Annotated in this window: 17 protein-coding genes, 6 tRNA genes and 1 rRNA gene; 2 read left to right on the plus strand and 22 right to left on the minus strand. The window is 30.0% G+C overall.

Features of this window, described 5'->3' with window-relative positions:
- Positions 1-49 precede the first annotated feature (49 nt).
- The 11 genes from gpmI to OM90_RS07170 all read right to left on the minus strand — a co-directional run bounded on the left by gpmI (position 50) and on the right by OM90_RS07170 (position 12,206).
- Positions 50-1,594: a 2,3-bisphosphoglycerate-independent phosphoglycerate mutase gene (gene gpmI, locus OM90_RS07120; protein WP_058486211.1), complete on the minus strand. Its 1,545-nt coding sequence runs from the start codon at positions 1,592-1,594 to the stop codon at positions 50-52.
- A 26-nt stretch (positions 1,595-1,620) separates the two neighbouring features.
- On the minus strand, positions 1,621-2,370 hold the full coding sequence (gene tpiA / locus OM90_RS07125) for a triose-phosphate isomerase (RefSeq protein WP_058486212.1): 750 nt from the start codon (positions 2,368-2,370) through the stop codon (positions 1,621-1,623).
- Between the two features lie 26 nt (positions 2,371-2,396).
- Positions 2,397-3,593: a phosphoglycerate kinase gene (locus OM90_RS07130; RefSeq protein WP_058486213.1), complete on the minus strand. Its 1,197-nt coding sequence runs from the start codon at positions 3,591-3,593 to the stop codon at positions 2,397-2,399.
- Between the two features lie 90 nt (positions 3,594-3,683).
- The gene (gene gap, locus OM90_RS07135) at positions 3,684-4,670 is read right to left on the minus strand and encodes a type I glyceraldehyde-3-phosphate dehydrogenase (RefSeq protein WP_058486214.1); all 987 of its coding nucleotides are present in this window, start codon (positions 4,668-4,670) and stop codon (positions 3,684-3,686) included.
- Between the two features lie 83 nt (positions 4,671-4,753).
- Entirely contained in the window at positions 4,754-5,782 is a 1,029-nt protein-coding gene (locus OM90_RS07140) for a sugar-binding transcriptional regulator (protein ID WP_058486215.1), read from the minus strand.
- Between the two features lie 165 nt (positions 5,783-5,947).
- Positions 5,948-7,615 carry a Na/Pi cotransporter family protein gene (locus tag OM90_RS07145; RefSeq protein ID WP_058486216.1) on the minus strand — a complete coding sequence of 556 codons (1,668 nt, stop codon included), beginning with the start codon at positions 7,613-7,615 and terminating at the stop codon, positions 5,948-5,950.
- A 223-nt stretch (positions 7,616-7,838) separates the two neighbouring features.
- Positions 7,839-8,930 (minus strand): tRNA 2-thiouridine(34) synthase MnmA, encoded by a 1,092-nt coding sequence (gene mnmA, locus OM90_RS07150; RefSeq protein WP_058486217.1) that lies wholly within the window; start codon positions 8,928-8,930, stop codon positions 7,839-7,841.
- Positions 8,931-8,947: 17 nt separating this feature from the next.
- On the minus strand, positions 8,948-9,382 hold the full coding sequence (gene nifU / locus OM90_RS07155; protein ID WP_058486227.1) for a Fe-S cluster assembly scaffold protein NifU: 435 nt from the start codon (positions 9,380-9,382) through the stop codon (positions 8,948-8,950).
- 51 nt (positions 9,383-9,433) lie between these two features.
- A complete protein-coding gene (gene nifS, locus OM90_RS07160) occupies positions 9,434-10,615 on the minus strand; it encodes a cysteine desulfurase NifS (RefSeq protein ID WP_058486218.1) in 1,182 nt (393 codons plus the stop codon).
- Positions 10,616-10,647: 32 nt separating this feature from the next.
- A complete protein-coding gene (locus tag OM90_RS07165) occupies positions 10,648-11,097 on the minus strand; it encodes an RrF2 family transcriptional regulator (protein ID WP_058486219.1) in 450 nt (149 codons plus the stop codon).
- A 302-nt stretch (positions 11,098-11,399) separates the two neighbouring features.
- A complete protein-coding gene (locus tag OM90_RS07170; RefSeq protein WP_058486220.1) occupies positions 11,400-12,206 on the minus strand; it encodes a GTP pyrophosphokinase in 807 nt (268 codons plus the stop codon).
- Between the two features lie 142 nt (positions 12,207-12,348).
- Between OM90_RS07170 and spoVB the strand changes: the two genes are divergently transcribed.
- Positions 12,349-13,884: a stage V sporulation protein B gene (gene spoVB, locus OM90_RS07175; protein WP_058486221.1), complete on the plus strand. Its 1,536-nt coding sequence runs from the start codon at positions 12,349-12,351 to the stop codon at positions 13,882-13,884.
- A 64-nt stretch (positions 13,885-13,948) separates the two neighbouring features.
- On the opposite strand, the gene OM90_RS07180 is transcribed toward spoVB, so the two are convergent.
- From OM90_RS07180 to OM90_RS07190, 4 genes are all read right to left on the minus strand, one after another.
- Complete coding sequence (locus OM90_RS07180; RefSeq protein ID WP_058486222.1) at positions 13,949-14,167, minus strand: heavy-metal-associated domain-containing protein; 219 nt, start codon at positions 14,165-14,167, stop codon at positions 13,949-13,951.
- A 15-nt stretch (positions 14,168-14,182) separates the two neighbouring features.
- A complete protein-coding gene (locus OM90_RS07185; RefSeq protein WP_058486223.1) occupies positions 14,183-16,651 on the minus strand; it encodes a heavy metal translocating P-type ATPase in 2,469 nt (822 codons plus the stop codon).
- Between the two features lie 117 nt (positions 16,652-16,768).
- Complete coding sequence (locus tag OM90_RS13320; RefSeq protein ID WP_278335786.1) at positions 16,769-16,903, minus strand: hypothetical protein; 135 nt, start codon at positions 16,901-16,903, stop codon at positions 16,769-16,771.
- Between the two features lie 126 nt (positions 16,904-17,029).
- The gene (locus tag OM90_RS07190) at positions 17,030-18,352 is read right to left on the minus strand and encodes an AAA family ATPase (RefSeq protein ID WP_058486224.1); all 1,323 of its coding nucleotides are present in this window, start codon (positions 18,350-18,352) and stop codon (positions 17,030-17,032) included.
- 202 nt (positions 18,353-18,554) lie between these two features.
- Between OM90_RS07190 and lysA the strand changes: the two genes are divergently transcribed.
- Positions 18,555-19,811: a diaminopimelate decarboxylase gene (lysA, locus tag OM90_RS07195; protein ID WP_058486225.1), complete on the plus strand. Its 1,257-nt coding sequence runs from the start codon at positions 18,555-18,557 to the stop codon at positions 19,809-19,811.
- Positions 19,812-19,982: 171 nt separating this feature from the next.
- Here the strand turns inward: lysA and OM90_RS07200 are convergent.
- The 7 genes from OM90_RS07200 to rrf all read right to left on the minus strand — a co-directional run.
- Positions 19,983-20,054, minus strand: a tRNA-Gln gene (locus OM90_RS07200).
- A 23-nt stretch (positions 20,055-20,077) separates the two neighbouring features.
- Positions 20,078-20,149, minus strand: a tRNA-Gly gene (locus tag OM90_RS07205).
- Between the two features lie 16 nt (positions 20,150-20,165).
- Positions 20,166-20,238: transfer RNA gene (locus OM90_RS07210), tRNA-Lys, on the minus strand.
- 8 nt (positions 20,239-20,246) lie between these two features.
- Positions 20,247-20,323 (minus strand) — tRNA-His (locus OM90_RS07215).
- A gap of 9 nt (positions 20,324-20,332) precedes the next feature.
- Positions 20,333-20,406, minus strand: a tRNA-Arg gene (locus OM90_RS07220).
- 13 nt (positions 20,407-20,419) lie between these two features.
- Positions 20,420-20,494, minus strand: a tRNA-Pro gene (locus OM90_RS07225).
- 4 nt (positions 20,495-20,498) lie between these two features.
- Positions 20,499-20,584: ribosomal RNA gene (rrf, locus tag OM90_RS07230) — 5S ribosomal RNA — on the minus strand; the annotation flags it as partial.

Consider the following 20,584-nt stretch of genomic DNA (forward strand, 5'->3'; position numbering starts at 1 on the left):
TTCTCCTTTCGTTTTTTATTTATATAAAATATTATTATAACGCAAATTTCTATGACCTTACAAGAAGGGAATTACCAGTCATTTCTTCTGGTTTTTCAATACCCATTAAATCAAGAAGAGTTGGGGCAATATCTGCTAATTTCCCACCTTCTTTTAAATCTATTCCTTCTCCTGCATTTACTAAAATAAATGGTACAGGATTAGTTGTATGTGCTGTAAAAGGTTCACCATTTTCATAATCTATTAGTTGTTCTGAATTTCCATGGTCTGCACAAATAAACATTTGTCCATCTACTTTTAATATAGCTTCTACAACACGTCCAACGCAAGTATCTACAGTTTCTACCGCTTTTATTGCTGCTTCTAAAATCCCAGTGTGTCCTACCATATCAGGATTTGCATAGTTAATTATTATTACATCATATTTTTTAGATAAAATTGCTTCAACAAGACGGTCTGTAACTTCAATAGCACTCATTTCTGGTTGTAAGTCATAAGTTGCAACCTTAGGAGAAGGAACTAATATACGGTCTTCTCCTTCATTAGGCTTTTCTACTCCTCCATTAAAGAAAAAGGTTACATGAGCATATTTTTCTGTTTCTGCAAGTCTAAGCTGTTTTAATCCTTTTTGTGATATATATTCTCCGAAAGTTTTTGTAAGTTTTTCTGGTTTAAAAGCAACAGATTTATTTTTAATGGTAATGTCATACTCAGTAAAACAAACATATTTTACTGGGAAAAATCCATTTGCCCTTTCAAATCCTTCAAATTCTTCATCGCAAAAACATCTTGTTATTTCCCTTGCTCTATCTGGTCTAAAATTAAAACATATAATAGAATCATTTGGTTTAATTGTTGCGATAGGTTCTCCATCTTTAGTAATAACTGTGGGAACAACAAATTCATCATAAATTTCTTTATCATAAGATAATTGCACTGCTTTAACTGGGTCATCGCATTTTTCTCCACTACCTAAAACCATAGCATCATAGGCAAGTTTTACTCTTTCCCATCTATTATCACGGTCCATTGCATAATATCTACCCATAACAGAGACAATTTCTCCTACTCCTATTTCATCTATTTTATTTTGTAATTCCTGCATATAATCTTTACCAGAAGCTGGAGGAGTATCCCTACCATCTAAAAATGTATGAATATACACTTTAGATAATCCATGTCTTTTGGCTAATTCTAAAAGAGCATATAAATGTGTATTATGACTATGTACTCCTCCATCTGATAAAAGACCATATAAATGGAGTGATGAATTATTTTTCTTGCAATTTTCTACTGCCTCTATTAGTTCAGTATTTTCAAAAAAACTTTCATCTTTAATCGCTTTTGTTATTCTTGTTAGTTCTTGATAAACTATACGACCTGCTCCAATATTTAAATGACCTACTTCGGAATTTCCCATTTGTCCTTCTGGAAGACCTACATCCATGCCACTAGCATATCCTTTTACAAAAGGATATTTTTTCATCAGGCCATCTAAAACTGGAGTATTCCCTTTGCATACTGCATTTCCATCACATTTATCATTTAGACCAAAACCATCAAGCACCATTAATACAGTTGGTTTTTTTCTCATTATACTACTCCTTTTATATAAACTTTCTAGTCATTATAGTTTACTATTTTACTAAAATCTATTTTTAAACTTGCTCCACCAACTAATCCTCCGTCGATGTTATCCATGCTAAAAAGTTCTTTTGCATTTTTTGCATTTACGCTTCCACCATATTGAATACGAATACTATTAGCAACGGATTCGTCATAGATTTCTTTTACTACTTGCCTAATGGAAGCACAAACTTCTTCAGCTTGTTCTGATGTAGCAGTTTTTCCTGTCCCAATTGCCCAAATTGGTTCATATGCAATAACTATATCTTTAGCTTTATCAGCAGGTACATCTTTTAGGGCAATTTTTGTTTGCATACGTACTAAATCAACTGTAATACCTTGTTCTCTCTGCTCTAGAGTTTCTCCAACGCATATTATAGGAATTAAGTTATGTTCAATAGCTTTTAATACTTTTTTATTTACAGTTTCATCGGTCTCTGCAAAATATGCTCTTCTTTCAGAATGCCCAATAATTACATATTTTACTCCTAATTCAACTAACATATTAGGTGCTATTTCTCCTGTATATGCACCACTTTCTTCATAATGCATATTTTGAGCACCTACGGCAATATTAGTTCCTTTAACTGCATCTAGTACAGCAGGTAAGCATACAAAAGGGGGACAAAAAACAACATCTACTTTATCAGTATTTACTAAGGGTTTTAATTCTTCCACTAAATTTATAGCTTCTTGTGGAGTCTTATTCATTTTCCAATTACCTGCAATAATTTTTTTTCTCATAAATGCCTCCTAAAATAATTTATTTTTTATTTATCATCTGCTGCTGCTACTCCTGGCAATTCTTTTCCTTCTAAAAATTCTAAAGATGCTCCTCCTCCAGTAGAAATATGAGTCATCTTATCTCCAAATCCTAACTGATTTACAGCTGCAGCAGAGTCTCCTCCACCAATGATAGTTGTTGCATCTGTTTCTGCTAAAGCTTTTGCAACAGCTATAGTCCCCTTTGCAAAGTTTTCAAACTCGAATACTCCCATAGGGCCATTCCAAACAACTGTTTTAGCGTCTTTTACTGCATCAGCAAAAAGTTCTCTTGTTTTAGGACCAATATCTAGTCCTTCCCAATCAGGTTCAATTCCTCCTCTTTCTACTACTTTATATGGAGTATCATTTTTAAATTCTTTTGCAACTACATTATCTACAGGAAGTAATAATTTTACTCCTTTTTCTTCCGCTTTTTTAATCATATCTTTTGCATAATCTATTTTATCTTCTTCAAGTAAAGATTTTCCTACTTCATTTCCCATTGCTTTTAGGAAAGTATAAGCCATTCCTCCACCTATTATTAAAGTATCTACTTTATCAAGAAGATTATTAATTACATTAATTTTATCGGATACTTTTGCTCCTCCTAAAATAGCTACAAAAGGTCTTACTGGATTGTTTACAGCATTTCCTAAGAAATCAATTTCTTTTTGCATTAAATATCCTACTGCACAATCTCCATTAATAAATTTTGTAACTCCTACATTAGAACAATGTGCTCTATGAGCTGTACCAAATGCATCATTTACGAATACATCTGCAAGACTTGCAAGTTCTTTACTAAAATCATCTATATTCTTTGTTTCTTCTTTACGATACCTTGTATTTTCAAGAAGAATTACATCTCCTTCTTTCATAGCTTCAACAGCTTTTTTAGCATTTTCTCCAACAACATTATCATCTTTTGCAAATACTACTTCTTTTCCTAATAGTTCGCTTAATCTTTTAGCAACTGGTGCTAAAGATAATTCTGGTTTAGGTTCTCCTTTTGGTTTTCCTAAATGAGAACAAAGAATAACTTTTCCTCCATCATTAATTAATTTTTTTATAGTTGGAAGAGCTGCAACTAATCTATTTTCATCAGTAATAACTCCATCTTGTAAAGGAACATTAAAATCACATCTAACTAATACTCTTTTTCCCTTAACTTGAATATCATCTACTGTCTTTTTATTTAACATGGAATCAACTCCTTAAGATTATTTATAATAATAAAGTCCGGTCCTATAGTCATTACTACAAAACCGGACCTTTTGTGGGTCTATCTATGATTATAGACGTTCAGCAACGTATTGTGTAAGATCCACAATTCTATTGGAATAACCCCATTCATTATCGTACCAAGAAACAACTTTAACCATATTTCCATCAATTACCATTGTAGATAATCCATCAACAATTGAAGAACGAGAATCTTTTCTAAAGTCAATGGATACTAATGGTTCATCAGTATATCCTAATACTTTATCATCAGCAGCAGCTTTAAGTGCAGCATTAACTTCTTCTACTGTTACATCTTTTCCTAATTCTGCTGTTAAATCAACAACTGATACTGTAGGAGTAGGTACACGCATAGCCATACCTGTTAATTTTCCTTTAAGAGAAGGAATAACTTTAGCAACTGCTTCAGCTGCTCCTGTTGTTGTAGGGATAATAGATTCAGCTGCAGCACGTGCTCTTCTTAAATCATTATGAGGTAAATCTAAAATTCTTTGGTCGTTTGTATAAGAGTGAACTGTTGTCATAATACCTCTTTTAATTTCAAATTTTTCATGAAGAACTTTTGCAACTGGAGCTAAACAGTTTGTTGTACAAGATGCATTATCAATAATATGGTCTTCATCAGGATTATAATCTCCTTCATTAACACCCATAACAATAGATTTTGTTCCTTTTCCTGGAGCAGAAATAATTACTTTTTTAGCACCTGCATCAATATGTAATTGAGCTTGTTCTTTTTTTCTAAAAATACCTGTAGACTCAATTACAATATCTACTCCAAGTTCTTTCCATGGAAGTCCTGCAGGATTTCTTTCTGCTGTTACTTTGATTTCTTTTCCATTTACAACTAAAGCTCCTTCTTTAACTTCAACTGTTCCATCAAATTTACCAAAGCATGAATCATATTTTAATAAATGAGCTAATGTTTCAGGATTAGTTAGGTCATTAATTGCTACAATATCCAAACCTCTTGCCATTGCTACTTTAAATGCATTACGTCCAATACGTCCAAATCCATTAATTGCGATTTTTGCCATTGTTAATTCCTCCTAATTTTTTAATTTTATTTTAAGTTGTAAAAATACAAAATATAATGTATTTTTACAACGTAATAACATATTTAATCTTTAAAATCTTTTATAATTTCATTAGCTGCTCCTTCATCTATTACAATACAGCCATCTTTAAGTAAATGTCTTATGGATTTAATTGCCTCAGCTTTTGATTTTCCTCCAGCAGCTGCAATTTTATAAGGTATTTTTTTTATATCTTCTAACCTAATGCCTATGGAACGGGAAGCATATACTATTTCTCCTTCTGAATTAAAATAATATCCAAAAGCTTCTCCTACTGCTTGTTTTCTTTTTAAAAAATCTAAAATTGCTTCAGGGACTTTTCTTCTTCTAGCCATTTTAATAGCATTTCCTATACCAAATATTAATATGTCTGTTTTAGAAACTTTTTTTAGGATATCTTGAATTTCTGGTTCTTTGCTAATACTTTCTAAAGATTTTTTACTTAAATTATCTGGAATATTAAGTAATCTATATTTAGCTCCTAATTTTTGTGCTAATTGTGAAGTTAAAGTATTAGATTGATATTCTACTTTATTTCCTATACTTCCTCTAGCTGGCAAAACAAATGCATTTTCATAAGTATTATTAGTTTTTATAGCTTCTATTATATTAGATACAGTAGTTCCTCCTGTAAGAGCAATAGTACTATTTTCTTGTATAATATTTTCGAAAATTCTAGCTGTCGCCTTTCCAATGTCTTTTTTTACTATTTCATCCTTATCAGCATCTCCTAAAACAATAACAACTTTAGGAATATCTAAGATTTTAGCAACTTTTTTTTCCAGTTCACTGAACCCTTTTAATTCATGAATGAGATTTTCTAAATTACAAACAATATTTTTCCCTTCTAAAGTAATTTCCATTCCTAAACAACTAACTTTTATAAATCCATTTTTTTTTAAAAAATCGGTTTCAGACCTAATAATTCTTTCAGAAATATTAAGATTAGCAGATAAAACTCTTCTTCCTATAGGTTCTGAATACATAATAGTTTTTAAAATTTTGTATCTTCTTTCTAAACCTAAAATCCCATCAGGAATTATCTTTTGCAATGTAGCAAGCAAATTTCTCATACTAAACGCTCCCCGGGAACATTATTGTCCTAGTGCGCAATTTAAGTCCCACTCAAATAAAAATAAGAAAAGATATTTTATATCTTCGTTTATATTGTAACGAATATAATATAAAATATCAAGAAATTTTTTTAAATATATAAATCTATTTTTATAATTTATTATTTATTGATTTCTATGTTTTTTATTCATACCATGTTCACTTAAAACTCCAAGAGCTATATTTGAAGCATGGTCTGATATCCTTTCTAAATTACTTATTACATCTAAAAATACAATTCCTGATATAGGTTTACAAGTATTTTTAGAAAGTCTATTTATATGTCTTGAACGAAGTTCTTCTTCCATTCTATCAACAATATCTTCTTTAGGCTCTATGGTCTTAGCTAATTCTGGATTATTTTCTTCTCTTGATCTTATTGCATCTTCATAACACTCAATACATTTTTCTGCCATCGTTTTTAATTCTAACGCAGCAGAATCAGAAAATTGTATTTTTTCATCAATTGCAAATTGAGCTAATTCTGCAATGTTTTCAGCATGATCTCCTACACGTTCTATATCATTAACTGTATGAAATAATCCTGTAACTATGGTATTCTGTTTTTCATTAAGAGGTGAATTGGATATTTTTACTAGATATTGAGTGATATTTCTATTTAATTCATTTATACTTTTTTCTCTTTTTAATACTCTTTCTACTTTTTGTTCATTTTTTTCAAGTAATGCTTCTATTGCTGTTTTTACATTTTCTCCTGACATATTTGCCATTCTTACTACTTCTTTTATCGCATTTTCTACTGCAAAACTAGGTGTTTCTAAAATACGTTCATCTAAATGTTGAAGACTACTTTCATCTTTTTCTTCTTCTCCTTTAACAAATTTACCTGATAAATATACAAGTACACTACAGAAAGGAAATAGAATGACAGTATTAGATATGTTAAATATAGTATGAACAATACTTATTTCTGTCATATTTATTAATTGCTGTCCTAAGATTGGATTAATAAAATTAAAATAAATAATGGCAATTGTCGAAAATATAATTGTTCCTAATACATTAAATAATAAGTGTACATATGCAGCTCTTTTAGCTGTTTTTGTAGCTCCTATACTAGATAATATAGCTGTAACACAAGTACCTATATTTTGCCCCATTATAATATATACTGCTGCATTCCATGGGACTAAGGAAGCAGCTGCTAAAGTTTGTAAAATACCTACTGATGCAGAGCTACTTTGAATAATAGCTGTAACTGCAAATCCTGCTAAAATTCCTAAAAAAGGATTATGTCCTAAACTAATAAATGCTTGAGAAAAAACGGGTAAGTCTCTAAGAGGTGTAACAGCGTCTGACATCATTTCTAATCCTAGGAATAAAATCCCAAATCCTGCAAGTATCTCTCCTATTTGTTTTAAAGATTTTTTATTAGAAAACATAACAAAAGAAACTCCAATTGCTATTACAACTGGTGCTAATTCTGAAGGTTTTAAAAACTTTGACCACTCACCCATGGATACAATCCATCCAGTAACTGTAGTTCCAACATTAGCCCCCATAATAACACCTGCAGCTTGAACTAAATTCATTAGTCCAGCATTTACAAATCCAACTACCATAACAGTAGTAGCTGAACTACTTTGAATAATAGCTGTAACTGCTGCTCCTACCAATACTCCCATTAAACGATTATTAGTTAGAATCTCTAATAATCTCTTCATCTTATTTCCTGCAGATTTTTGTAAACCATCTCCCATAATCTGCATTCCATAAATAAATAATCCTAATCCTCCTACGAACGCAAATAAAATTTTGGTATAAAATTGCATTGTTCTCCCCCTAGTTTTTTTGTTAATAAAACCTAGAATATTTTATCATGTTTAAAAAAATAAAATCAACCATTTAATATTTCCTTTATTATTTATAACAAAAAATAATTAATTTTAATCAAATTTATTGTAATTATTACTAATAATTTTTTTCATTAAAAGTATTAATTTTGTATTATATGAATTTTTATCAAAATAAAAATCCTTGGTCTCCCAAGGATTTTTATTTTTCTGAACCATATAAAATTGTTCCACCACCCACAACTATATCTCCATCATAAAATACTATTGCCTGTCCTGGAGTAATAGCTCTTTGTGGGGTATCAAATTCACACTTTATTATATCTTTATCTATCATTTGTATAGTACATAAAGCTGGTTTATGACTGTATCTAATTTTTGCAGTAACTTTTTTACTTCCTTCAAGTTTTTCAAAAGCCATAAAATTCAGTTTGTTTGCATAAGCTTTCTTTTTAAAAACTTCTTCATGTTCTCCTAATACTACTTCATTTTTATCTGGCCTAATTTCAACTACATACATAGGTTTTCCAATTGCAATACCAAGTCCCTTTCTTTGACCTATGGTATAATGAATTATCCCCTTATGTTTACCTAATATATTTCCTTTAGTATCTACAAAATTCCCTTGTGAAAATTTTAAATTAGAATTCTTTTCTATATAAGAACTATAATCATTATCAGGTATAAAACAAATTTCTTGACTATCAGGTTTATTAGCCACCAAAAGACCTATATCTTTTGCTATTTTTCTAACTTCATCTTTATTATAATCTCCTAAAGGCATTAAAGTATATTTTAATTGATTTTGAGTAAGATTATATAAAGCATATGTTTGGTCTTTACCTATTGCTTCAGACATTTTTAAAGTATATCTACCGTTTGGAAGTTTTATAACCTTTGCATAATGTCCAGTTGCAATATAATCTGCTCCTATTTGAAGAGATTTATAAAGCATAGATTCCCATTTTATATATCTATTACAAGCAATACAAGGATTAGGAGTTTTCCCATTAGAATATTCTTCTACAAAATAATCTATTACTTGATTTTTAAAAGCTTCTTTAAAATTAACTACATAATGAGGAATGTCTAGTTTTTGACACACTCTTCTTGCATCATCAACTGCAGATAACCCACAACATCCTCCGTTATCTTCTATTTCTTCTCTTGATTCATCCTGCCAAATTTGCATGGTCATTCCTATTACTTCATATCCTTGTTTTTTTAGAAGATATGCAGCTACCGAACTATCTACGCCTCCAGACATTCCAACAACAACTTTTTGTTTTATCATGATGTCACCTCAGAATTTTATTCATCATTCTCTGGAATATGATGGTGATCTCCACTTTTTGGAGGTTTCAACCCTTCTATTTCTATTCCATTTTTTTGTGCATAATCCCATAAAGCTGCTTGAAGAGCTTCTTCTGCTAATACAGAACAGTGAACCTTAACAGGTGGAAGTCCATCTAATGCTTCCATAACGGCTTTATTAGTAATTTTCATTGCCTCTTGAATGGTTTTACCTTTCACCATTTCTGTAGCCATGCTACTAGTTGCTACAGCTGCTCCACAACCAAAGGTTTTAAATTTAACATCTTTTATAATATTATCTTCTATATCAAGATATATTTTCATAATATCTCCACATTTAGCATTTCCAACTTCGCCTACTCCTGAAGCGTTTTCTATTTCTCCAACATTTCTAGGATTCATAAAATGATCCATTACTTTTTTACTATACATCATATCTAACACCTCTCTTTATTTATATTATCATTTATATTATCATTTATATTATCTATTTTTTTGTTTTTTATATTCTTCATACAAAGGAGACATATCTCTTAATCTTTGAACTATAGAAGGTAAAACTTCTAAAAAATAATCTGCTTCTGCCTTAGTATTTTCATCTCCTATGGTAATTCTTAAAGAACCATGGGCTCTTTCGTGAGGAAGTCCAATGGATAATAATACATGAGATGGATCTAAAGAGCCAGAAGTACAAGCAGACCCACTAGAAGCATATATCCCTTTCATATCTAATAAAAGTAATAAAGATTCTCCTTCAATAAAATCAAAGGTGAAATTAATATTATTAGGAAGTCTATTAGTAGGATGCCCATTTAATTTTACATGCTCTATTTTTTCAGTAACACCTTTTATAATATAATCTCTTAGTTCTATCATCTTTTTGTTGTTTTCTTCCATATTTTCTACTGCTAATTCTAATGCTTTAGCTAATCCTACTATACCTGGAACATTTTCTGTTCCTCCTCTTCTTCCTCTTTCTTGAGCTCCTCCATGAAGAAGTGGTTTTATTTTAATTCCTTTTCTTATATATAAAGCTCCAACTCCTTTAGGCCCATGAAACTTATGCCCTGATAGAGACAATAAATCAACATTTGCTTTTTTTACATCAACTGGAATATGTCCCACAGCTTGAACTGCATCTGTATGAAAAATTACTCCTTTTTCCTTTGCAATTTTACCTATTTCTTCTATAGGCTGTATAGTACCTATTTCATTGTTTGCATACATTATTGTAATTAAAATAGTATTATCTTTAATAGCTTTTTCCACATCTTTAGGATTAACCTGTCCATATTCATCTACTGGAAGATAGGTTACTTCAAATCCATTCTTTTCTAAGTATTCGCAAGTATGAAGTACTGCATGATGTTCAATAGATGAAGTAATTATGTGATTTCCTTTATCTTTGTAAACATCTGCAATTCCTTTTATAGCCCAATTATCAGATTCTGTCCCTCCACTAGTAAAGTAAATTTCTTTAGAATCTGCACCTAATAACTTGGCAATTTTATCTCTTGATTCATCTAAAGCTTTTTTATTTTCTCTTGCAATTTCATATATACTAGATGGATTCCCAAAACTTTCTGTAAAATATGGCATCATAGCATCTATTACTTCTTTTTTCATAGAAGTAGTTGCTGCATTATCAAAATAAATTTTTTGCATTTTTTATCACTCCTCAGTTAACTTTATTCCAGTTAAATATAATACATATATTCTTTCTCACCATTTATCTTTTCATAATCTTTTATTAAATCTTCTAATGTAATAGAATCAACTACTTCGTTTATTTTGTCTCCTATTTTTTTCCAAACATCTTTTGTAACACAAAAATCCCATTCTTTACATTGACTAGTTGGATCTTCTCCAACACAATCTACAGGAGTTAAAGACCCTTCTAAAGATCTAAGGATATCTCCAACAGTTATTTCTTTAGGAGGAAGAGCTAGAGTATATCCTCCTTGGGCACCTCTAATACTCTTTACTAAACCTGATTTTCTAAGAACAGCAATTAATTGCTCTAAATAATGTTCAGATATATCTTGTCTCTGTGCAATATGTTTTAATGCAATATGCTTATCCTGACTATGAATTGCTAAATCTACCATTGCTTTTAAACCATATCTTCCTTTAGTTGATAATTTCATACTATCACCTCAAGATTTAATTCCTACTTTTACAGTCGGTTTTATATGTTTAGAATATCACTTTATTATTTTTATGTCAATACATCTTATATATCTATTTTTTTATACTATAATTATTGCTTTTATTAATTATTATTATTTTTTTTAATATTTTTATTGTATACTGTATATAGTATTTTAGTCAATATACATGATTACATTGACTTTTTCAAATAATTTTTTTTATAATTTTTTTAAATTATAAATAAATATTTTTATTATTTTGTTTAAATTGAAAAAAATCCCACTTTTTTTTTGGGATTTTATAATTTTTGTACTCCATAAATTCCTGCTAAAGTATCTAATTTTTTATTAAATTCATCTAATTTTTTTATATCTCCTTCTTCCCATAATATTAAAAATTTTTTATATAATTCCCCTGCTTCTTTTATCTCACTTATATTATATAAACTTTGTATATTTTTAAATATTTCTCTAACGATATTAGATTTTGTTTCAAATAGCTCTTGTGCTTTTAATATCTCATCTCTTATTTTAGACATTTCTTTATCTAAAATAAAAGCTGCTTCTGCCGCTCTTTTTAATCTATCATGAATATATTCCGGCATATTTTTATTATATTTATATCTTAATGAATGTTCTATAGTAGCCCAAAAATTCATTGCTAAGGTACGGATTTGTATTTCCGCTAATATTTCTTTTTCTCCATGGGCTGTTTGAACAGGGTATTTTATAATAATGTGATAACTTCTATATCCACTAGGTTTAATATTTTTTATATAATCTTTTTCTTCTATAATTTTTAAATCTTTTCCATCTCTTTCTCTAATTAATTTTACCACTTTGTTAATATCTTCAACAAATTGACATGTGATTCTTATACCTGCAATATCTTCTATTTTATCTTCTATTTCATTAATAGGTATCCCTTTTTTATTAGCTTTTTCTAAAATACTATATATTTTCTTTACTCTCCCTGATACAGACTCAATAGGAGAATATTCATCTAATTTTCTATATTCATTTTGAATGTTTTCAAATTTTAATTTAAGTTCTTTTACAGCTTGTTCATATGGGATTAATAATTTTTTCCATTCGTTTATTTCCATAAAACCCCTTCTTCCTTTGTATTCTAATAAAAATATTATACAGAAATTTACTATTCATCTCAACATTTCAGTAATAAATTTTGCATAGTACAAGTCGTTTTAGAATAAATTGTAGTACAATCTATATTTTAGGAGATATTCTATGGCTAAAAGAACTTTGGTTACAGGAGCTCTTATTCTTACTGTCGCTAATTTTATAACTAGAATATTAGGATTTATATATAGAATATATATGTCTAATTTAATAGGTGCAGAAGGCATGGGGCTTTTCCAATTAGTATTTCCAGTTTATATGTTAGCTTGGACCTTATCTGCTTCTGGTATATCTCTCAGTGTATCTAAATTAATTGCTCAAGAAAATGCAAAAAGAGAATATGGTAATATGCATAGAATATTAAAAATATCTTTACTATTATCTGTATTAATCGGAACTACTATTTCTTTCTTTATTTATATTTTCGCTCCTTTTATTGCTATTAATATTATAAAAGAAAGTAGAAATATTCTAGCATTAAGAATTCTTGCCTTTGCTATTCCTTTTATGGCCGCTGCTTCTTCTATAAAAGGTTATTTTTATGGTATGCAGGAAATGTCCAAACCTGCTATTTCTCAAGTTTTAGAACAAATAATAAGAATGTTAATTATATACAGTTTGGCTTCCTTATTCGTTCCAAAGGGTTTATCCTATGCCTGTGCCTTAGGTGTTATTGGAATGTGTGCTGGAGAAATTGCTTCTTTTATATATATTTTTATAGCTTATCGTAGCAATAAAAGTAAAAATAAATTATTTAAAAAACCTTCCCTTAATTTAATTCAAGCATATAAATCTTTACTTTCTATGGCAATTCCTCTTACAGGAAATCGTTTTATAACAACTATATTAAATTCTATTGAAAATATTTTAATTCCTATTCAACTACAAGTTTTTGGATTATCCAATAGTGAAGCCATAAGTATTTATGGACAGTTTAGCGGTATGGCTATGCCTTTAATATTTTTCCCATCAATGTTTACAACTTCTCTATCTATGGCTTTAATCCCTGCTGTTTCAGAAGCTACAGCAATTAAAAATACAAAAAGAATTCATCATACAGTATCTAAATCTATTCATTTTACTTGTTTAATAGGTATTGGAGCAACTTATCTTTTTTTAATATTTTCAAAAGAATTAGGATTAGCAATTTATAATCAACATGAAGTTGGAAATATGCTTTATTCCATGGCCTTTATATGTCCTTTCTTTTATCTACAATCTACATTATCTGGAATATTAAATGGTTTAGGACAACAAGTCACCACTTTTAAACATAATGTAATTGGCTCTATTATTTCTATATCTTTTATTTATTTTCTAATCCCTAGATTAGGATTTATAGGATTTATCTGGTCAGTAATTGTAAGTTCTATAACTATAACTTTACTTCATTTAAATAAAGTGGTAAAATTTACTTCTATTTCTTTAAAACTAAATGAATGGATTATAAAACCATCTCTTGCTATAATCGCTTCTGGATTAACTACAAAATATATTATGAATCACTATTTTTTAACAAGATTTTCTTTAAGACCAGGGGTATTTTTTTCTCTTATAATTTTAGCTTTTATGTATCTCTCTTTTTTATTCATACTTAAAAGTATTTCTAAAGAAGATATAAATTTAATTAAAAAAGGCTTATGAAAATTTATTATAATTAAAACCCCATAATATTAGTCCTTAAAAAAGACATTATGGGGTTTTAAAACTATATATTTTCAATTTTTGTAAGTTCATATCCTGCTTCTTCTACCACTGCTTCTTTTAATATTTCATTCTTAATTTCAACATCAGTTTCAACTATAGCATATTTCCCTTCTAAACTAACTTCTACCTCTTTAACTCCTTCTACATCCATAAGTGCATTTTTTACATGATTAACACAATGATTACAACTCATTCCTTCAATATAAAGTTTTTTCTTCATAATATTAACCTCCTATTATTTTATTGGTTTAAAGTTTCTTAATCTAAGGGCATTTAGTAGTACTGATACAGAGCTAAAACTCATAGCTGCTGCTGCAAACATTGGATTTAGTTTTGGTCCTCCTAATGCATAAAATAATCCTGCTGCTAAAGGAATTCCTGCACTATTATAAAAGAATGCCCAAAATAAATTTTGCTTAATATTTCTAATAGTACTTTTACTTAATTGAACGGCTGTTACCACATCTAAAATGTCATTTTTCATAAGCACAATATCTGCTGATTCTATAGCTACATCCGTTCCTGATCCAATAGCTATACCTATATCCGCCTGTGCTAAAGCTGGTGAATCATTTATTCCATCTCCAACCATAGCAACTGTTTTTCCTTCTTTCTGAAGTTTTTTAACTTCATCTGCTTTATCTTTAGGCAATACTTCTGCAAAAACTCTATCAATTCCAACAGTCTTTGCAATAGCTTCTGCCGTTCTTTTATTATCTCCAGTGATCATAACAACTTCTATTCCCATATCATGAAGCTTTTTTATAGCTTTAGCACTATTTTCTTTTACTATATCAGCAACAGCAATAATTCCTATTATGTCATTCTCTCTTGCTATATACATAGGAGTCTTACCTTCTATGGCTAGTTTATTAGCTGTTTCTTCTAATTCTTTTATATTTATTTTTTTCTCATTCATTAGTTTTCTATTTCCTAAAAGTATACTATAACCTTCTATTATAACTTCTATTCCTTTTCCAGGAATAGCATTAAATTTTTCTACTTCTTTTAAAGAAATTCCTTTATTTTTTGCTTCTTTTACAATAGCTTCTCCTAAAGGATGTTCTGAGCCTTTTTCTGCTGAAGCTGCTAAAATAAGAAGTTCATTTAAATCTACTCCATTAGCTGGTATTATATCAGTTACTACAGGAATACCTTTTGTTATCGTTCCAGTCTTATCAAATACTATGGTATTTACTTTATGAGCTGTCTCAAGAGCTGTTCCACTTTTTATTAAAACTCCATACTCTGCTCCTTTCCCTGTTCCTACCATAATTGCTGTAGGTGTTGCCAACCCCAAAGCACAAGGGCAAGCTATAACTAGTACAGAAATAAGCATAGTTAAGGAAAATGTAATAGAATGCCCTGTAAAATACCAAATACCTCCTGATAATAAAGCAATAATTAATACCACAGGGACAAAATATCCACTTATTACATCAGCTAATTTAGCTATGGGGGCTTTTGACCCTTGCGCTTCTTCTACTAATTTTACAATTTGAGCTAAAACAGTATCTTTTCCAACTTTAGTAGCTTTAAACTGAATAGACCCAGTTTTATTTATACTCGCACCAATAACTAAATCTCCTTCTTTTTTTTCCACTGGAATACTTTCTCCTGTAATCATTGATTCATCTACAGCAGTAATTCCTTTTACTACTTCCCCATCTACAGGAATCTTTTGTCCTGGTTTAACTACTATTATATCCCCTACTTCTACTTCTTCTATGGAAACCTCTATTTCTTTACCATCTTTAATTACTATAGCTTTTTTAGGTGCTAAACCCATAAGTTTTTTTATAGCTTCTGAAGTCTTTCCCTTAGCTACTGTTTCAAGGTATTTCCCTAATAAAATTAAAGTAATAATAACTCCCGCAGATTCAAAATATAAATCTTTAGAATATATTAAAACTTCCTCATAAGTTCCTGTTATTATTTTATATATGGCAAATAATCCATAAATAATAGCAGCACTAGTTCCTAAAGCAATTAAAGAATCCATATTAGGAGACCCCTTAAATAAAGTTTTAAAACCTACTGTATAAAATTTATATCCTGCTATTATAATAGGTATTGTTAAAATAAGCTGAATTAAAGCAAAATTAAGTTCATTCCCTTTCCCTATTAAAAATGAAGGTAGCGGAGCTCCTAACATATGACCCATAGCTATATAAAGTAAGGGAATAGAAAATACAGACGATAAAATAAGCTTATTTCTCATAGTTATTATTTCTTTTTCTTTTCGATTTTTATCTTCACTAATTTTCCCCTCTATTTTTGGAGATAAGGGAGTATATCCTGCTTTTATTATAGCTTTATTAATATCTGCAAGTCTTATTTTATCAGAATCATATTTTATAAAAGCATTTTCAGTAGATAAATTTACACTTGCTTCTTCCACTCCTTCTAATTTATTTAAAGCACGTTCTACAGCCCTTGAACATGCAGCACAAGTCATCCCTTCTATAGGTAATTTTATTTCTTCAAGTTTTTTGTATTCCTTAGCCTTATATCCTACTTTTTCTACTACTTGTATTATTTTATCAACATTTACTTTATCACCTTCGTACTCTATATTTAATTTTTCTGAAGCTAAGTTAACTTCAGCTTTTATTACCCCATCTAATTTTTTTACACTTCTTTCTACTGCTCTTGAACATGCAGCACAAGTCATTCCTTCTATTTTAAAAATTCTTTTTTCCATTTTTACACCTCCTTATACCCCCTCGTAGGGTGGGGTTGTTTGTATTATATATTAGTTTTTTTATTAAGTCAATATTTTAAAAAAGTCCCCATTTATATGGAGACCTAAAAAATTTCACTAATATTTATTATTTTTGCAACTATTTTCATTACGATTGTTGTTTTTACATCCTTCATTATTATTAGGGGTTAATTCATTTGCAACTTCCACATTTTGATTTTTATTGCGTTTCTTTTTATTTTTTTTACTCATTAAATAATCCTCCTATAAGGTTAAATATTTGTTACAAGATTATTATGTACATAAATACAATATATATGTTTAGATAATTTATGATTTTTTATTATATTTAACCATTTTTAGAAGTATATTTTATAACTAATTTTTATTTTTTATTTTATTTTGAATATTTTTTATATTTAATTCGTATCCATTTTCCGTAGGCTTATAATATGTTCTTCCCACCAATTCATCTGGTAGATATTGTTGCTCAACGTAATTATTAGGATAATCGTGTGCATATTTATAACCTTGTCCATGCCCTAAATTAGCTGCTCCATAATAATGAGTATCTTTTAAATGTGATGGCACTCCACTAATTTTTATGTTTTTTACATCTTCAAGTGCTAAGTCAATAGCTTTGTATGCACTATTGCTTTTTGGAGCACAGGCTATATAAATAGCTGCTTGTGATAATATAATCCTTGCTTCTGGCATACCAATAAAATCAACCGCATGAGCCGCTGATACTGCTACTTGTAAAGCATTAGGGTCTGCATTCCCTACGTCTTCAGCTGCACAAATTACCATTCTTCTTGCTATAAATCTAGGATCTTCTCCAGCATAAATCATTCTAGCTAAATAATAAACAGCTGCATCAGGGTCTGATCCCCTCATACTTTTTATAAAAGCAGATATAATATCATAATGGTTATCTCCATCTTTATCATAATTAATAGCCCTTTTTTGTATACATTCTTCTGCTACTTTTAATGTAATATGAATTTTCCCATCTTCATCTGGACTAGTAGTAAGTACTCCTAATTCTATAGCGTTTATCGCTGCCCTGGCATCTCCATCAGCAACATCTGCAAGAAACTCTAAAGCTTCTTTTGTTATTTCTGCATTATAACTTCCTAGTCCTTTTTCTTTATCTTTTAATGCTTTTAAAATTATATTTTTTATGTTATCTTTAGATAAAGGTTTTAATTCAAATATTCTAGACCTTGATATTAAAGCTTTATTAACTTCGAAATATGGATTTTCTGTTGTTGCTCCTATAAGAATAATTGTTCCATCTTCTACGTAAGGAAGAAGGGAATCCTGCTGGGCTTTATTAAAACGATGAATTTCATCTATGAAAAGAATTGTTTTTTTATAATTCATTCCTAATCTAGTTTTTGCTTCTTCTATTACTTCTATAATATCTTTTTTGCCGGAAGTTGTTGCATTTAATTGAACAAATTCAGATTTTGTAGTATTAGCGATAATTTTTGCCAAAGTAGTTTTACCCGTTCCAGGAGGTCCATAAAAAATAATAGACCCTAGTTTATCTGCTTTTATTGCTCTATAAAGTAACTTATCTTTTCCTATGATATGCTCTTGCCCTTCAAACTCTTCTAAAGTAGCTGGCCTCATTCTAACAGCTAATGGCGATTCTTTCTTTAATGTTTTTTGTCTTGTATATTCAAATATATCCATATTAATCACCTCTATTATTCTCTTTGTATATCGTATTATATAATATAAAAATTAAATATACTATGAAAATTATTAAATATATTCTTGCAATTATAACAAAAATCTTTAAATTTTATTTAAACGCTTGACAAGCACTATTAAAAATAATATAGTCTAAAAATATATGTTATTTATATTGAATTTTATTGAAAGGAGAAGGATTATGCAATATGTTTACTCGGACGTAACAAAAAGTAACAATTTTTTTGGCAATAGCAATCCTATTGATTTAATTAAAGAATATGGAAGCCCTTTATATGTTTATAATGAAAGAATATTTAGAGAAAGATGCAGAGAAATGAAAAATCTTGTTTCTTATCCTAATTTCTCTGTTAACTTTTCAGTAAAGGCTAATAGCAATCTACATCTTTTAAAAATTGCTTTAGAAGAAGGTCTAAATGTGGACGCTATGTCTCCTGGTGAAATGTTTGTAGAATTAAAAGCAGGATTTAAACCAGAACAAATTTTATTTATTAGTAATAATGTATCTGCCGAAGAAATGCAGTTTGCTATCGATCATAATATTACCGTAAGTGTTGATTCCCTTTCTCAATTAGAACTATTTGGTACAATAAATCCTGGTGGTTCTGTAGCTATTAGATTTAACCCTGGCGTTGGGGCAGGTCATCACAAAAAAGTTATAACTGGAGGAAAAGAAACAAAATTTGGAGTAGATGCAAAATTTATTCCTCAAGTAAAAGAAATTTTAAACAAATATAACTTAAAGTTAATAGGTATAAATCAACATATAGGCTCTTTGTTTATGGAAGGAAATGCTTATGTAGAAGGAGTTAAATCAATCTTATCTATAGCTAAAAATTTTGAAAATCTAGAATTTATTGATTTAGGCGGAGGATTTGGAATACCTTACCATAAACAAGATAATGAATCTCGTTTAGACTTAACTACTCTTGGAGAACAATTAGATTCAGTATTAAATGAATGGACAGATTCATACGGTAAAAAAATTACTTTTAAAATAGAACCTGGCCGATACATTTCTGCAGAATGTGGTGTATTACTTGGCACCGTACATGCAGTTAAAATAAATTATGAAAATAAATATGTAGGTACTGATTTAGGATTCAATGTACTTCAAAGACCTATTATGTATGATTCCCATCATGATATAGAAATATATAGAGAATCAGATATTTGTTCCACTAAAAAAGAGGCTGTTACTGTAGTTGGTAATATATGCGAAAGTGGAGATATAATTGCTAAAAATCGTGTTCTTCCAGAAATATTTGAGGGAGATATTTTAGGAGTATTAGATGCTGGTGCTTACGGTCATGTAATGAGTTCTAATTACAATAATCGTCTTCGTCCTGCGGAAGTATTAATTAAAGAAGATGGAAATCCTATATTAATTAGAAGAAGAGATACCTTAGAAGATTTAATTCAATATTATAATATATAAAATATTTTTGGATAAATGTTGTAATGCATGTTTTAATCATGTATTACAACATTTTTTTAGTATTTAATATAACACTCTATTAAAGAAATTAGTAATCAATAAAATCCAAAATTTCTTTTGTAAATATTAAAAAAGGCAAAATAAAAAACACCTATTTAGGTGTTTTTTATACTGGGTAGGAAGGATTCGAACCTTCGCATGCAGGAGTCAAAGTCCTGTGCCTTACCGCTTGGCGACTACCCATTACTATTTTTATTATATTCCCAAGCGCGAGACGGGATTCGAACCCGCGACCCTCGCCTTGGCAAGGCGATGCTCTACCACTGAGCCACTCGCGCATATGTATATAAAATATGAGCTACCCGGGACTCGAACCCGGGACACCTGGATTAAAAGTCCAGTGCTCTACCATCTGAGCTAGTAGCCCCAATAATATGGGGTGAATAGTGGGAGTCGAACCCACGACCTCCAGAGCCACAATCTGGCGCTCTAACCAACTGAGCTATACCCACCATATATAACGTGCCTGCAGGGATTCGAACCCCGGACACGTGGCTTAGAAGGCCACTGCTCTATCCAACTGAGCTACAGGCACATATATTTCTCAATCGGGGTGACAGGATTCGAACCTGCGACCTCTTGATCCCAAATCAAGCGCTCTAGCCAAGCTGAGCCACACCCCGTAAAATCTGGCAGCCACCTACTCTCCCAGGCAGTCTCCCGCCTAGTACCATCGGCCGTCTATGGCTTAACCATCGTGTTCGGTATGGGTA

Origin of the sequence: Defluviitalea phaphyphila, assembly GCF_001466305.1 — a bacterium.
Lineage (GTDB): Bacteria > Bacillota > Clostridia > Lachnospirales > Defluviitaleaceae > Defluviitalea_A > Defluviitalea_A phaphyphila.

Coding starts and splice junctions, on each gene's coding strand:
- gpmI (WP_058486211.1), bottom strand. CDS start 1,594: ATGAGAAAAAAACCAACTGTATTAATGGTGCTTGATGGTTTTGGTCTA.
- tpiA (WP_058486212.1), bottom strand. CDS start 2,370: ATGAGAAAAAAAATTATTGCAGGTAATTGGAAAATGAATAAGACTCCA.
- OM90_RS07130 (WP_058486213.1), bottom strand. CDS start 3,593: ATGTTAAATAAAAAGACAGTAGATGATATTCAAGTTAAGGGAAAAAGA.
- gap (WP_058486214.1), bottom strand. CDS start 4,670: ATGGCAAAAATCGCAATTAATGGATTTGGACGTATTGGACGTAATGCA.
- OM90_RS07140 (WP_058486215.1), bottom strand. CDS start 5,782: ATGAGAAATTTGCTTGCTACATTGCAAAAGATAATTCCTGATGGGATT.
- OM90_RS07145 (WP_058486216.1), bottom strand. CDS start 7,615: ATGCAATTTTATACCAAAATTTTATTTGCGTTCGTAGGAGGATTAGGA.
- mnmA (WP_058486217.1), bottom strand. CDS start 8,930: ATGATAAAACAAAAAGTTGTTGTTGGAATGTCTGGAGGCGTAGATAGT.
- nifU (WP_058486227.1), bottom strand. CDS start 9,382: ATGTATAGTAAAAAAGTAATGGATCATTTTATGAATCCTAGAAATGTT.
- nifS (WP_058486218.1), bottom strand. CDS start 10,615: ATGCAAAAAATTTATTTTGATAATGCAGCAACTACTTCTATGAAAAAA.
- OM90_RS07165 (WP_058486219.1), bottom strand. CDS start 11,097: ATGAAATTATCAACTAAAGGAAGATATGGTTTAAAAGCAATGGTAGAT.
- OM90_RS07170 (WP_058486220.1), bottom strand. CDS start 12,206: ATGGAAATAAACGAATGGAAAAAATTATTAATCCCATATGAACAAGCT.
- spoVB (WP_058486221.1), top strand. CDS start 12,349: ATGGCTAAAAGAACTTTGGTTACAGGAGCTCTTATTCTTACTGTCGCT.
- OM90_RS07180 (WP_058486222.1), bottom strand. CDS start 14,167: ATGAAGAAAAAACTTTATATTGAAGGAATGAGTTGTAATCATTGTGTT.
- OM90_RS07185 (WP_058486223.1), bottom strand. CDS start 16,651: ATGGAAAAAAGAATTTTTAAAATAGAAGGAATGACTTGTGCTGCATGT.
- OM90_RS13320 (WP_278335786.1), bottom strand. CDS start 16,903: ATGAGTAAAAAAAATAAAAAGAAACGCAATAAAAATCAAAATGTGGAA.
- OM90_RS07190 (WP_058486224.1), bottom strand. CDS start 18,352: ATGGATATATTTGAATATACAAGACAAAAAACATTAAAGAAAGAATCG.
- lysA (WP_058486225.1), top strand. CDS start 18,555: ATGCAATATGTTTACTCGGACGTAACAAAAAGTAACAATTTTTTTGGC.